This window comes from Streptomyces sp. 11-1-2 (assembly GCF_003595545.1).
Classification (GTDB): Bacteria; Actinomycetota; Actinomycetes; order Streptomycetales; family Streptomycetaceae; genus Streptomyces; species Streptomyces hygroscopicus_B.
In genome coordinates, this window is sequence record NZ_CP022545.1 from 4,384,628 (window position 1) to 4,400,369 (window position 15,742).

Below are 15,742 nucleotides of genomic sequence, written 5' to 3' on the forward strand. Positions count from 1 at the left end.
AGCTCTTGTGGAGCTGGTCAGGAGAGCCCGAGCTCGTCGTCGAGGAGATCGAAGATCTCGTCTGCCGTAGCGGACTGGATTTCACGGTCTTCTGCGGTGCTGTCCGTAGCACTTTGCGTTTCATTCCACTTCGACAGGAGGTCGCGCAGGCGGGTGGTGATGCCGGGGCGCTCGATGTCGTCCGGGGCGATCGTGGCGAGGATCGCCTCGAGCTTGTCGAGTTCCGCGTGTACGGGCGGGTGTCCGGCCGCGCCGGCGGCGCCGTCCAAGCTCAGCTCCTCGCGCAGATATCCGGCGAGCGCGGTGGGCGTCGGGTAGTCGAAGATCAGCGTGACCGGCAGGCGCAGCCCGGCGGCGGCCCCCAGTCGGTTGCGCAGATCCACGGCGGTGAGCGAGTCGAAGCCGAGGTCGAGGAAGCCTCGGCCGGCGTCCACGTCGTCCGGGGTGGCGTAGCCGAGGACGGCGGCCACATGGCTGCGGACGACTTCCAGCAGCTCCCGGTCGCGTTCGGTCTCCGAGAGCCCGGAGAGCCGTTCGGCGAGCGAGCCCGCGCCGGAGTCGGCCAGGGCCCCGGCACCGGTGGTCCCGGTGTCGGCGGAGCGCCGTACGGGGGTGCGGACCAGGCCGCGCAGCAGCGGCGGCAGCAGCCCGGCGGCGGCCTGGCCGCGCAGCGCGCCCGAGTCGATGCGGATCGGGACGAGCACTGCCTCGGGCAGGGTGCCCGACAGGTCGAACAGGGCCAGGCCCTCGTCCTGCGGGAGCGCCGCGAAGCCACCGCGCGAGATGCGGGTCACATCGGAGGCGTCGAGGCTTCCGGCCATGCCGTCGGCCGCCGCCCACAGGCCCCAGGCGAGCGAGCTCGCGGGCAGGCCCTGGGCATGGCGGTGCTGGGCGAGTGCGTCCAGGAAGGTGTTGGCCGCGGCGTAGTTTCCCTGTCCCGAGCTGCCGAAGGCACCGGCGGCCGAGGAGAAGAGCACGAACGCGGCCAGGTCGAGGTCGCGGGTCAGCTCGTGGAGGTTCCACGCCGCGTCCACCTTGGGGCGCAGCACGGTGTCGATCCGCTCACCGGTCAGCGAGCTGATCACGCCGTCGTCCAGGACGCCCGCGGTGTGCACCACGGCGGTCAGCGGATGCGCTGCCGGGATCGCCGAGAGGGTGGCGGCCAGGGCGCCCCGGTCGGCGGTGTCACAGGCCGCCCAGGTGGCCTCGGCGCCCATCTCGCCCAGTTCGGCGGCGAGTTCGGCCGCGCCCGGGGCCTGGCCACCACGGCGGCTCACCAGCAGCAGACGCCGCACCCCGCGCTCCGCCACCAGGTGGCGGGCGAAGAGTCCGCCGAGCGCGCCGGTGGCGCCGCTCAGCAGCACGGTGCCGTCCGGGTCGCCGAGTCCAGTCGGCTCGGGGGTGTCCGGCCGGGCCGGGACCCGGGCGAGCCGGTAGGCGTGGCCGGTGCCGGAGCGCAGGGCGAGCTGCGGTTCGTCGGTGGCGAGCACCGACGGCAGGGCCCGCTGGGAGGCGTCGGTGCCGTCGAGGTCGACCAGGACGAAGCGGCCGGGGTTCTCCGACTGCGCGGACTTGACCAGGCCCCAGGCGGTGGTGTGGGCCAGGTCGGCGATGTCCTCGCCGGGGGCCGCCGCGACCGCGCCACGGGTGACGAGGACGAGGCGGGTGTCGGCGAACCGCTGGTCGTTCAGCCAGTTCTGGACCAGGTCCAGGGTGTTCCGGGCGACGGCCCTCGCGGTGTCGGGCAGGGACGCCGCGCCGCCGGTGGCGGTGAGGGGTGCCACGACCACGTCGGGGGCGGACGCGCCGCCGTCGAGCGCGGTGGCGAGTGCCGCGAGGTCCGCGTAGTCGTCCAGCCGCTCGCCCGCGACGGTAAAGCCGGTGGCCGTGAAGCCGGTGGCGGCTCCGAGGGTCACCCAGCGCTCGCCGAGCGGGATGTCGGTGGCGGACGCGGACAGGGCCGCCCACTCGGGGCGGAACAGCGACTCGTGGTGTGCGGCGCGCGAGGCGTCGAGCTGCTCGGTCGAGAGCGGGCGCAGCACCAGGCCGTCGATGGTGGCGACGGCGGCGCCGGTGCCGTCGGCGAGGTGCAGCGACACCCCGTCGGCGCCGGGCCGCAGCCGTACGCGCAGCGATGCGGCGCCCCCGGCGTACAGCCGTACGCCGGTCCAGGCGAACGGCAGCCGCGCCCCTTCGTTCTCCTCGCCCTCCGGGTCGAGGCCGAGCGTGTGCAGGGCGGCGTCCAGCAGCGCCGGATGCACCCCGTACGCGGCGGCCTCGGGCTCGAAGCCCTGGGGCAGCCGGATCTCGGCGAACAGCTCGTCGCCGCGCCGCCAGGCGGTGTGCAGCCCCTGGAAGACCGGGCCGTAGCCGAGTCCGGCGGTGGCCGCGCCCTCGTAGAACTCCTCGGTGGCGAGGGCCGTCGCGTCGGCCGGAGGCCATACGCCCAGGTCCACCTGCTCGGTGTCGGTCGCCTGCTCGCCCGGGGCGAGGAAGCCGGTGGCGTGGCGGATCCACGGCTCGTCGGCGGGGACGTCCTCCCGGCGGGAGTGCAGGGTCAGCGAGCGGCGCCCGGTCTCGTCGGCCGCCGCGAGCTCCAGCCGCAGTTGTACGGCGCCCTGTTCGGGCAGGACCAGCGGCGCCTGGAGGGTCAGCTCCTCGACCGTGTCACAGCCCGCCTCGTGGCCGGCCCGCAGCGCGAGTTCGACGAAGGCGGTGCCGGGCAGCAGCACGGTGTCCATGACGGCGTGGTCGGCCAGCCATGGGTGGGTCAGCAGCGACAGCCGCCCGGTGAACACGAAGCCGCCGGTGTCGGGGAGTTCCACCGCCGCGCCCAGCAGCGGATGGTCGGCCGTGCCGAGGCCCGCGGAGATCACGTCCTCGACGGAGATGCCCACGTCGAGCCAGTAGCGCTGGCGCTGGAAGGCGTAGGTGGGCAGCTCCACGCGGCGGGCGCCGCGCCCGGCGTAGACCGCCGCCCAGTCCGGGGCGGCGCCGCGGACGTGGGCGTGGGCGAGGGCGGTGGCGAGCGCCTGGGCCTCGGGGCGGCCACCGCGCAGGGTGGGGACGAACACCGCCGCGGTGCCGGCCTCCGCTTCGGTCCCGGTCTCCGTGTCGGCGAGGCAGTCCTCGCCCATCGCGGAGAGCACCCCGTCCGGGCCGAGCTCCACGAAGGTGGTCACACCCTGGTCGCGCAGGGTGCGGACCCCGTCGGCGAAGCGGACGGACTCCCGGACATGGCGCACCCAGAACTCCGGCAGGCGGATCTCATCGGCGGAGGCCACGGTGCCGGTGAGGCAGGACACCAGTGGGATCTTCGGGGCGTTGTAGGTCAGGCACGCGGCCAGCTTGCGGAAGTCCGCGAGCATCGGGTCCATGTGCGGCGAGTGGAAGGCATGGCTGACCGTGAGCCGCTTGGTCTTGCGACCCCGCGCCTCGAAGTCCGCCGCGATCCGCGTCGCCGCGTCCTCGTCACCCGCGATGACCACGGAGTTCGGGCCGTTGAGGGCGGCGATGCTCACGCGGTCGGTGAGCAGCGGCGCCACCTCGTCCTCGGCTGCCTGGAGAGCGATCATCGCGCCGCCGGCGGGCAGCTCCTGCATGAGGCGGCCACGGGCCGCGACCAGCACGGAGGCGTCGGCGAGCGAGAACACACCCGCCACATGCGCGGCGGCCAGTTCGCCGATGGAGTGGCCGGACACGTAGTCCGCCTTCAGGCCCCACGCCTCGACCAGCCGGAACAGCGCCACCTCGATGGCGAACAGCGCGGGCTGGGTGAAACCGGTCTGGTCCAGCGCCTCGGCGTCGTCGCCGAACAGCACCTCCCGCAGCGGCCGCTCCAGATGCCCGTCCAGATGCGCGCACACCTCGTCCAGCGCCTGCGCGAAGCGCGGGAACGTCCGGTACAGCTCACGGCCCATGCCGAGCCGCTGGCTGCCCTGGCCGGTGAAGAGGAACGCCACCTTGCCCTCGGTGGCGACACCGCGCAGCGCCTGCGCCGGGTGGTCACCGCGCGCCAGCGCGTCGAGCGCGCCCAGCGCGTCGTCGTGGCCTTCGGAGACCAGGGCGACGCGGTGTTCGAGCGCGGCGCGGGTCGTCGCGAGCGAGAAGCCCAGGTCGGTGAGGGCGGCCCGGGGTTCGGCGGCGATCCGCGACCGCAGCCGCCGCGCCTGCGCCCGCACACCGTCCTCGGTGCGGGCCGACAGCAGCACGGGCACATACGGCAGGGCCTCGGGCTCCGCCGCGGGCTCGCTCGGCTCGGGGGCGGGCGGCTGCTCGATGATGGCGTGGGCGTTGGTGCCGCTGATGCCGAACGAGGACACCGCGGCGCGGCGCGGGCGGCCGGTCTCCGGCCACTCCAACTGCTCGGTGAGCAGCGACACCGCGCCCGCCGACCAGTCCACATGCGGCGACGGCTCGTCCACGTGCAGGGTGCGCGGCAGCACACCGTGCCGCATCGACAGCACCATTTTGATGATTCCGGCGACACCGGAGGCCGCCTGGGTGTGGCCCAGGTTGGACTTGACGGAGCCCAGCCACAGCGGCCGCTCCGCGTCCCGGTCCTGGCCGTAGGTGGCCAGCAGCGCCTGCGCCTCGATCGGGTCACCGAGCGTCGTACCGGTGCCGTGCGCCTCGACCACGTCCACCTCACCGGTGGTCAGACGGGCGTTGGCCAGCGCCTGGCGGATGACGCGCTGCTGGGACGGGCCGTTGGGCGCGGTCAGACCGTTGGACGCGCCGTCCTGGTTGACGGCGCTGCCGCGCACGATCGCCAGCACCTCATGGCCGTTGCGGCGGGCGTCCGACAGCCGCTCCAGCAGCAGCATGCCCGCGCCCTCGCCCCAGCCGGTGCCGTCGGCGGCGGCCGCGAAGGACTTGCAGCGGCCATCCCTGGCCAGTCCGCGCTGGCGGCTGAAGTCGATGAACGTACCCGGGGTGAACATCACCGTGACACCGCCGGCCAGCGCCAGCGAGCATTCGCCCTGACGCAGCGCCTGCGCCGCGAGGTGCAGCGCGACCAGCGACGACGAGCAGGCCGTGTCGACCGTGACGGCCGGGCCCTCCAGACCGAAGGTGTACGCCACCCGGCCGGACACCACACTGCTGGAGCTGCCGGTGCCGAGATAGCCCTCGACCTCGTTCGGGACGGCGTGCAGCCGGGACCCGTAGTCGTGGTACATGACGCCCGCGAACACACCGGTCCTGCTGCCGCGCACCGACAGCGGGTCGATACCGGCGCGCTCGAACGCCTCCCAGGAGGTCTCCAGCAGCAGCCGCTGCTGCGGGTCCATGGCAAGGGCCTCGCGCGGCGAGATCCCGAAGAACGCCGGGTCGAACTCGGCGGCGTCGTGCAGGAATCCGCCCTCGCGGGCGTAGGAGGTGCCCTGGGTCTCCGGGTCCGGGTCGTAGAGCGCCTCGAGGTCCCAGCCGCGGTTGTCGGGGAAGCGGGAGATGCCGTCCTCGCCCGCGGCGAGCAACTGCCACAGCTCCTCGGGGGTGGTGACCCCGCCGGGGTAGCGGCAGCTCATCGCCACGATGGCGATCGGCTCGTCGTCGGTGGCGGCCACGACCGGCACCGGGGTGTGCACCGCCGGGGTCCGCGTGCCGACGAGCTCGGTGCGCAGATGGCGGGCCAGGACCTGCGGGTCCGGGTAGTCGAAGATGAGCGTGGCGGGCAGCCGCAGCCCGGTGACCGTGTTGAGCTGGTTGCGCAGCTCGACGGCGGTCAGGGAGTCGAAGCCCAGCTCCTTGAACGCCCGGCCCGAACCGATGGTCTCCGCACCGGCGTAGCCGAGCACGGTGGCCACCTGGCCGCGGACCAGGTCCAGCAGCAGCCGCTCCTGCTCGGGCTCGGACAGTCCGGTGAGCCGTCCGGCAAGACCGGTCTCGCCGCCCGCCGCGACCGCGTCCACCGCGCGCCGCGCCGGGATCCGCACCAGACCGCGGAACAGGGGCGAGACCGCGCCACTGGCGGCCAGGGTGCGCAGGGCCGCGATGTCCACGCGCATCGGCACCAGCGACGCCTCGCGGACGATCAGCGCGGTGTCGAGCAGCGCGAGGCCCTCCGCCACCGGCAGCGGCGGCAGTCCGGCGCGCCGCATCCGGGCGATGTCGGCCTCGTCCAGGGTGCTGCCCATACCGGCCCCGGCCCACAGGCCCCACGCCAGCGCGGTGGCGGGCAGACCCTGGGCGGCGCGGTGCTGGGCGAGGGAGTCCAGGAAGACGTTGGACGCGGCGTAGTTGCCCTGGCCCGGGCCGCCGAACACACCGGAGGAGGACGAGAACAGCACGAAGGCCGTCAGGTCCAGGTCGCGGGTCAGCTCGTGCAGATTCCACGCCGCGTCCACCTTCGGACGCATGACGTGGTCGACGCGCTCGGGCGTCAGCGAGCCGATCACACCGTCGTCCAGCACACCGGCCGTGTGCACGACGGCGGTCAGCGGATGCTCGGCGGGGATGGCCGCCAGGGTCGCGGCGAGCGCGTCCCGGTCCGCCACATCACACGCCGACCAGCGCACGCTCGCACCCAACTCGGCCAGCTCGGCCCCGAGTTCAGCAGCACCAGGAGCCTGGTCGCCACGACGGCTCACCAACAGGAGCTGCCGTACGCCACGCTCCGCCACCAGATGCCGGGCCACCAGACCACCCAGCGAACCGGACGCACCGGTCACCAGCACCGTGCCCTCGGGGTCGAGGCCACGGGCGTCGTCCCGCTCCGGCTCCACGGCCACCCGCGCCAGCCGCGGCACGGACACCGCGCCCGCGCGGATCGCCAGCTGCGGCTCGTCCGAGGCCAGGGCGGCGGGCAGGGCACGCAGCGACTCGTCCCGGCCATCGGTGTCCACCAGTACGAACCGGCCCGGGTTCTCCGACTGCGCCGAGCGCAGCAGACCCCACACGGCCGCACCGGCCAGATCCGCCACCGGCTCGTCGGCCTCGACGGCCACCGCGCCACGGGTCACCACGACCAGCGGGGCGTCCCCGAACCGCTCCTCGTCCAGCCACCGCTGGACGGCGTCGAGCGCCGCGGTGGCGGCGCGGTGCGCCGCACGGGCCACCCGCTCACCGGTCTCGGCGGACGGCGACACGACGACGTACTCGGGCGCGGGCGCCGTGCCCGCGGCGACCGCATCGGCCAGGGTCGCGAGGTCTCCGTACGCCGTGGTCCCGAGCCCGAGCGGATCGGCGCCCAGCACCGCCCACCGGCCGTCGGCCGGCACCTCCGCCCCGGCCGTGTCGGCGAGCCCGGACGGCGTCGCCCACTCCAGGTGGAACAGCGACTCGTGGTAGGACGTGCGCGCGCTCCGCAGCTGCTCGGCCGAGACGGGGCGCAGCCCGAGCGTCTCGACGGCCGCGACCGGCGCACCGGTGGTGTCAGCGATCTCCAGCCGGACGCCCTCGGCGCCCGCGGGGGCCAGCCGCACGCGCAGCGCCGAGGCGCCGCTCGCGTACAGCGACACACCGGTCCAGGCGAACGGCAGCCGCCCTTCCCCGCCCGTGTTGCCCAGACCGGCCAGGCCGATGGCGTGCAGGGCGGAGTCCAGCAGCGCCGGGTGCAGCCCGAACGCGGCGGCCTCCTCGGCCGTGTCCTCGTCCAGCGCCACCTCGGCGAACACCTCGCCACCGCGCTGCCACGCCCTGCGCAGCCCCTGGAACGCGGGGCCGTAGGCGAAACCGATGTCCAGCAGGCCCTCGTAGCGGCCGTCCAGCTCCACCTCGGCCGCGTCCGCCGGGGGCCATGCGGTCAGCTCGAACGACGCCTCCGGACGGCCTCCGGACGCCAGGACACCGGCGGCGTGCCGGGTCCACGGCTCCTCGGCGGGCAGGCTCTCCAGCCGGGAGTGCAGCGACAGCGGACGGCGGCCCGTCTCGTCGGCCGCGCCGACCGACAGCCGTAGCTGGACACCGCCCTGCGCGGGCAGGACCAGCGGTGCTTCGAGGGTCAGCTCTTCGAGGTAGTCACAGCCGACCTGGTCACCGGCGCGGATCGCCAGCTCCACGAACGCGGTGCCGGGCAGCAGCACGGTGTCCAGGATGGTGTGGCCCGCGAGCCACGGATGAGTCGAGAGCGCCAGCCGCCCGGTGAACAGCATCCCGTCCGCGTCCGGCAGTTCGGCGCTGGCGCCGAGCAGCGGATGCTCGGCCTCGCCCAGCCCGACCGCGGCCACATCGCCCAGGAACAGCGACGAGACCTTCGGCCAGTAGCGCTGCCGCTGGAAGGCATAGGTGGGCAGCTCGACCTGAGCGGCGCCCGTTCGGGCGTAGTACGCCGCCCAGTCCACCGCCGCCCCACGCACATGCGCCCGCGCGACGGCCGACAGCAGCGCTTCGGCCTCGGGACGGTCCTTGCGGAGCACGGCGGCGAACGCGGCGTCCTCGCCGGTCACACAGTCCTGGGCCATGGCGGTGAGGACACCGTCGGGGCCCAACTCCACGAAGGTGGTGACGCCCTGGGCTTCCAACGTGCGGACGCCGTCGAGGAAACGGACGGCCTCGCGCACGTGGCGCACCCAGAAGCCGGGGCTGGTGATCTCCTCGGTGGAGACGACGTTCCCGGTCAGGTTGGACACGATGGGGATGCGCGGGGCCTCGTACGTCAGGCCCTCGGCCACCTCACGGAAGGCGTCCAGCATCCCGTCCATGCGCGGGGAGTGGAACGCGTGGCTGACCGTGAGCCGCTTGGTCTTCCGACCCTGCGCCTCGAAGCCCGCCGCAATCGCGACAGCCTCGTCCTCATCACCCGCGATGACCACCGACGTCGGCCCGTTGAGCGCGGCCATCGACACACGGTCGGTGAGCAGCGGCAGCACCTCGTCCTCCGACGCCTGCACCGCGATCATCGCGCCACCGGCCGGAAGCTCCTGCATCAGGCGGCCACGCGCGGCCACCAGCTTCGCCGCATCCGCGAGCGACAGCACACCGGCCACATGCGCGGCGGCCAGCTCACCGATCGAATGCCCGGAGAGGAAGTCCGCCTTCAGGCCCCATGCCTCGACCAGGCGGAACAGCGCCACCTCGACCGCGAACAGCGCGGGCTGGGTGAAACCGGTCCGGTCCAGCGCCTCGGCGTCGTCGCCGAACAGCACATCCCGCAGCGGCCGTTCCAGATGCGTGTCCAGGTGGGCACACACCTCGTCCAGGGCGTTCGCGAACGCCGGGAAGGTGTCGTACAGCTCACGGCCCATCCCGAGCCGCTGGCTGCCCTGGCCGGTGAAGAGGAACGCCACCTTGCCACCGGCCACCGAGCCCTGAACGAGCCCGGCCGCCGTACGTCCCTCGGCGAGCGCCTCCAGGCCGGACAGCAGCCCGTCCCGGTCCTCGGCGACGAGCGCCGCGCGCTCCTCGAAGGCGGTACGGCGCGTGGCGAGGGTGAACGCCACGTCGGTGAGGTCCAGTTCGGTGCGCTCGTCGAGGTGGGCGCGGAGCCGTACGGCCTGGTCGCGCAGGCCCTCGGGGGACTTGGCGGAGAGCACCCAGGCGGCCGGGACACCGGACCGGGGGGCGGCGGCGGGCGCCGTGTCCTCGGTCTCGTCCGCGTACGCGGGGGCCTGCTCGATGATGGTGTGCGCGTTGGTGCCGCTGATGCCGAACGAGGACACCGCGGCCCGGCGCGGACGGCCGGTCTCCGGCCACTCCCGCGCCTCGGTCAGCAGCGACACCGCGCCCGCCGACCAGTCCACGTGCGGGGTGGGCTCATCGACGTTGAGGGTCTGCGGCAGCAGGCCGTGCTCGATGGCCAGCACCATCTTCATCACACCGGCGACACCGGCCGCGGCCTGCGTATGGCCGAAGTTGGACTTGATGGAGCCGAGCCACAGCGGCTGGTCGGCGTCGCGCTCCTGGCCGTAGGTGGCCAGCAGGGCCTGCGCCTCGATCGGGTCGCCCAGCTTGGTGCCGGTGCCGTGGGCCTCGACCGCGTCCACCTCGGACGCCGAAAGCCCCGCACCCGCCAGCGCCTGCCGGATCACCCGCTGCTGCGAGGGACCATTCGGCGCCGTCAGACCGTTGGACGCACCATCCTGGTTGATCGCGCTGCCACGCACGACCGCCAGCACCGGGTGGCCGTTCTTCCGGGCATCGGACAGCCGCTCCACGAGCAGCATGCCGACGCCCTCGCCCCAACCGGTGCCATCCGCACCGGCCGCGAACGCCTTGATCCGACCATCCTCCGCCAGCCCACGCTGACGACTGAAGTCCACGAACGAACCCGGCGTCGACATCACCGTCACACCACCGGCCAGCGCCAACGAGCACTCACCCGCACGCAACGCCTGAATCGCCCAATGCAACGCCACCAACGACGACGAACACGCCGTATCCACCGTCACCGCAGGACCCTCAAGACCCAGCGCATACGACACCCGACCCGACATCACACTGGCCGCGTTACCCGTCCCCATGAAGCCTTCGGAGCCATCGGGGGCGGACAGGATGACGGGCAGATAGTCCTGGCCGTTGGTACCGGCGAACACGCCGACCTGCTGACCACGCAGCGTCGTCGGGTCGATCCCGGCCCGCTCGAACGCCTCCCAGGACGTCTCCAGCAGCAGCCGCTGCTGCGGGTCCATGGCGAGCGCCTCGCGCGGCGAGATGCCGAAGAAGACGGGGTCGAACTCGGCGGCGTCGGCGAGGAATCCGCCCTCGCGGACGTAGCTGGTGTGCTCGCCCGTGCCCTCCGGGTCGTACAGCGTCTCCAGGTCCCAGCCGCGGTCGGCGGGGAAGTCGACCACCGCGTCCTGTCCGGACGCCAGCAGCCGCCACAGCTCCTCGGGCGAGCGCACACCACCGGGGAAGCGGCAGCTCATGCCGACGATCGCGATCGGGTCGTCGTCCAGGGCCACGCCCACCGACGACGCACCGGTCACCGCCGGGCGCGAGCCGATGAGTTCGGCCTGCAGATGGTCGGCGAGGGCGATCGGGGTGGGGTAGTCGAAGATGATGGTGGCGGGCAGCTTCAGCCCGGTGAGGGTGGACAGCAGGTTGCGGATCTCGACGGCGGTCAGCGAGTCGAAGCCGAGGTCGCGGAAGGCGCGGCTGGGCTCCACCGAGTCCGGTCCGGGGTGGCCGAGGACGACGGCCACCTGGGTGCGGACGAAGTCCAGGGCGATCTGGTCGCGTTCCTCGTCGGTCCCGGCGTCCGTCAGCCGCTGGGCCAGCGAGGTGGGCTGGCCGGGGATGGCGGGGCCGCCGGTGGCGGTGCGCGCCGCCTCGATCGCGCGGCGCGCCTCGGAGAGCTCGGTGAGCAGCGGGTTCGGGCGGTGGCCGGAGAGGCCGGGCGCGAAGCGGTCCCATTCGATGTCGACGACGAGGGAGAAGGTCTCGTCGAGGTCGAGCGCGGCGCCCAGGGCGGCGGTCGCCGGTTCGGGGGCGAGGGCGGGCAGCCCGGACTGCCGGAGCCGCTCGGCCACCAGCTCGTCGGTGGCCATGCCGCCGTCGGCCCAGGCGCCCCAGGCCATCGAGGTGGCGGGCAGGCCCTCGGCGCGGCGCTGTTCGGCGAGCGCGTCCAGGTAGGCGTTGGCGGCCACGTAGTTGGCCTGGCCCGCGGCGCCGAAGGTGGCGGCCATGGAGGAGAAGAGCACGAAGGCGGACAGGTCGAGGCCGCGGGTGAGTTCGTGCAGATGGCGGGCGGCGTCGGCCTTGGCGCGCAGCACATCGGCCATCCGCCGCGGGGTCTGGGCGTCGAGGACACCGTCGTCCAGTACTCCGGCGGCGTGCACGACCGTGGTCAGCGGAAGGTCCGCGGGGACGGTCGCCAGCAGCTCGGCGAGGGCGGCGCGGTCGGCGACGTCGCAGGCGGCGATGGTCACCTGGGCGCCGAGGGCGGTGAGTTCGTCGCACAGCTCGGCGGCGCCGGGGGCGTCGGGGCCGCGGCGGCTGGTGAGCAGGATGTGCTGGGCGCCGTGGGCCACGAGCCAGCGGCCGACGTGGCCGCCGAGGGCTCCGGTGCCGCCGGTGATCAGCGCGGTGCCGTGGGTGCTCCAGCCGTCGCCGGTGGTCTCGTGGTGCGGTGCGCGGGCCAGCCGGCGGACGTGGATGCCCTGCGGGCGGATCGCGAGGTGGTCCTCGCCGCTGATGCCCTCGGGTCCGGCGAGGATGTCGGCGAGCCGCCCGAGGGCGCGGTCGTCGGCGGTCTCGGGCAGGTCGATCAGACCGCCCCAGCGCTCGGGGTGTTCGAGGGCGGCGGTGCGGCCCAGGCCCCAGATCTGGGCCTGGTCGGGGCTGGTGAGCCGGTCGGAGCGGCCGACGGAGACCGCGCCGCGGGTGGCGGCCCACAGCGGGGCGTCGACCTCGGCGTCACCGAGGGCCTGGACGAGGGTGAGGGTCCCCGCGAGTCCGGCGGTGAGGGAGGGGTGCCGGTCGTGCGGGCGCTCGTCCAGGCCGAGCAGGGAGAGCACACCGTCGGTGTGCGGGACCCCGCCGGTCTCCCGCGCCGGGTCCGGGGTCAGGGCCGTGCGGATCCGCTCGGCGAGGGCGGCGCGGTCGGCGGTGGTGCCGTCGACCGCGATCTCGTGGACCGTGACGCCGCGTTCGGCCAGCAGCCGCAGCGACTCGGCCACCCAGGGGTCCTCCGCGCGCGCCTCGGGGGTGATCACGAGCCAGGTGCCGGTGAGCGGCTTGTCCTGGGTCTGCGGCAGCGGTGTCCAGGTGATGCGGTAGCGCCAGCCGTCGACGGTGGTGTCGACGTGGCTTCGCCGGCGCCACGCGGACAGGACGGGCAGCACCTCGCTGAGGGGCTGGTCGCCGTCGAGGCCGAGGGTGTCGACCAGGGCGGCCAGGTCCTCGCTGTGCACGACCTCCCAGAACCGGGCGTCGGCCACGGCCGGGGCGGCGGCTTCGGCTTCGGCGGGGTCGGGGCCGTACGAGAAGGGGTTGGCGGGCCAGTAGCGCTGCCGCTGGAAGGCGTAGGTGGGCAGCTCGACGCGGCGGGCGCCGGTGCCCGCGTAGTACCTGGCCCAGTCCACGGGCACGCCGCGGACCTGGGCCTGGGCGAGCGCGTGGCCGAGGGTGCGGGCCTCGGGGCGGCCGGAGCGCAGGGCGGGCAGGAACGCGAACGTGCGGTTCTTGCCGCCGGTCACGCACTCCTGGGCCATGGCGGAGAGCACCCCGTCGGGGCCCAGTTCGACGAAGGTGGTCACGCCGTGGTCCTCGAGGCGGCGGACGCCGTCGAGGAAGCGGACGGCCTCGCGGACGTGGCGGACCCAGAAGTCGGGCGTGGTGATCTCGTCGGCGTTCACCAGGGTGCCGGTGAGGTTGGAGACGATCGGGATCTTCGGAGCCTCGTAGGTCAGCCGCTCGGCGACCTGACGGAAGTTCTCCAGCATCCCGTCCATGTGCGGGGAGTGGAACGCGTGGCTGACGGTGAGCCGCTTGGTCTTACGGCCCCGCGCCTCGAACGACGCGGCGATCTCAAGCGCCGCGTCCTCGTCACCCGCGATGACGACCGAAGTGGGCCCGTTGAGCGCGGCGATCGACACCCGCTCGTTGAGCAGCGGCGTGACCTCGTCCTCCGACGCCTGCACCGCGATCATCGCGCCACCGGCGGGGAGTTGCTGCATGAGCTGGCTGCGCGCGGCCACCAGAGCGGAGGCGTGGGTGAGCGACAGCACCCCGGCGACATGGGCGGCGGTGAGCTCGCCGATGGAGTGGCCGGCGAGGAAGTCGGGGCGCAGCCCCCAGGATTCGACGAGGCGGAAGAGGGCCACCTCGACGGCGAACAGCGCGGGCTGGGTGAAGCCGGTCCGGTCGAGCGTGGCGGCGTCGTCGCCGAACAGCACGTCCTTCAGCGGCCGGTCGAGGAACCGGTCGAGCTGGGCGCAGACCGCGTCCAGCGCCTCGGCGAACACCGGGTAGGTCTCGTACAGCTCACGGCCCATGCCGAGCCGCTGGCTGCCCTGGCCGGTGAAGAGGAACGCGACCTTGCCCTCGGCGGCCAGCCCCTCGGCCAGCTCGGGGTGGTGGCGGCCTTCGGCGAGCGCGTCGAGGCCCGCGAGCAGCTCGTCGTGATCGGCCGCGAGGACCACGGCGCGGCGGTCGAGGGCGGCACGGGTGACGGCCTGGGAGTAGCCGAGGTCGGCGAGGCGGTGGCCGGGGCGGGCGGTCAGATGGGTGCGCAGCCGGAGGGCCTGGGCCCGCAGCGCCTGCTCGTCCTTGCCGGAGAGCACGACCGGGACCAGGGGCGGTTCGGCCCGCTCCGGCTCCGGGCCGCCGCTCTCGGCGGGGGCGGCGAGGGCCGGGGGCTCCTCGAGGATGGTGTGCACATTGGTGCCGCTCATGCCGAACGACGAGATGCCCGCGCGGCGCGGGGTCGCGCCCTCGGGGTCCTGGGGCCATTCGGTGGTGGCGGTGAGCAGTTCGACGTCCCCGGCCGTCCAGTCGACGTGCGGGGTGGGCTCGGTGAGGTGGAGGGTCTTGGGCAGCACACCGTGCCGCATCGCCATGACCATCTTGATGACGCCGCCGACACCGGCGCCCGCCTGGGCGTGGCCGATGTTGGACTTGATGGAGCCGATGAGCAGCGGTTTGCCCTCGGGCCGGTCCTGGCCGTAGGTGGCGAGCAGCGCCTGGGCCTCGATGGGGTCGCCGAGGGCGGTGCCGGTGCCGTGGGCCTCGACGGCGTCGACCTGGTCGGGGCTGAGGCGGGCGTTGGCCAGTGCCTGGAGGATGACGCGCTGCTGCGAGGGGCCGTTGGGCGAGGTGAGGCCGTTGCTGGCACCGTCCTGGTTGACGGCGGAGCCGCGGACCACGGCGAGGACCGGGTGGCCCTTGCGCTGGGCGTCCGACAGCCGCTCGACGAGCAGCATGCCGACGCCTTCGCCCAGGCAGAAGCCGTCGGCCTCCGGGGCGAAGGGCTTGGAGCGGCCGTCGAGGGCCAGTCCGCGCATCTTGCTGTAGTCGACGAAGACGCCGGGCGCGCACATGAGGGTCGCGCCGCCGGCGAGCGCGAGCGAGCATTCGCCGTTGCGCAGGGCCTGGACGGCGAGGTGGAGCGCCACGAGCGAGGAGGAGCAGGCGGTGTCGACGGTGACGGCCGGGCCCTCGAAACCGAAGGTGTAGGAAAGACGGCCGGAGGCGACGCTCGCGGCGTTACCGGTGCCGAAATAGCCCTCGAAGTTCTCGTTGGAACTGAGGATCGCGCCCAGGTAATCGTGATTGCTGGTGCCGACGAAGACGCCGATCTGCCGGCCGCGCACCGCGACCGGGTCGATTCCGGCCCGCTCGAACGCCTCCCAGGACGTCTCCAGCAGCATCCGCTGCTGCGGGTCCATGCCGAGCGCTTCTCGCGGGCTGATGCCGAACAGCGACGGGTCGAAATCGGCTATGCCGTCGACGAATCCGCCCTCGTGCACATAGCTGGTGCCGGGGTGGTCCGGGTCCGGGTGGTACATCGTGTCGACATTCCACCCGCGGTCCAGCGGGAACTCGCTGACCGCGTCGACGCCCTCGCTGACGATGCGCCACAGGTCCTCGGGCGACTGAACGCCCCCGGGATAACGGCAGCCGATCCCCACGATCGCGATGGGGTCGTGGTTCTTCGCCTCGGCCTCTTGCAGGCGGAGGCGAGTCTGGTGCAGATCCGCCGTTACCAGCTTGAGGTAGTCCCGCAGCGTCTCTTCATTCGCCATTTACGCAATCCAATTACGGCAGACGGCATCGGAAATGCTCCACAGATCCTCAACAGGGGAGCCGGTAACCAACAACCAAATCAGTCGACTTCTCGCTGAGAGGCTATATGCGAACTAAC

Annotated in this window: 1 protein-coding gene; it reads right to left on the reverse strand. The window is 73.6% G+C overall.

The window, feature by feature from the left end; all coding sequences use genetic code 11:
* Positions 1–17: 17 nt before the first annotated feature.
* On the reverse strand, positions 18–15,623 hold the full coding sequence (locus CGL27_RS18455) for a type I polyketide synthase (RefSeq protein ID WP_119988546.1): 15,606 nt from the start codon (positions 15,621–15,623) through the stop codon (positions 18–20).
* Between the last annotated feature and the right edge of the window lie 119 nt (positions 15,624–15,742).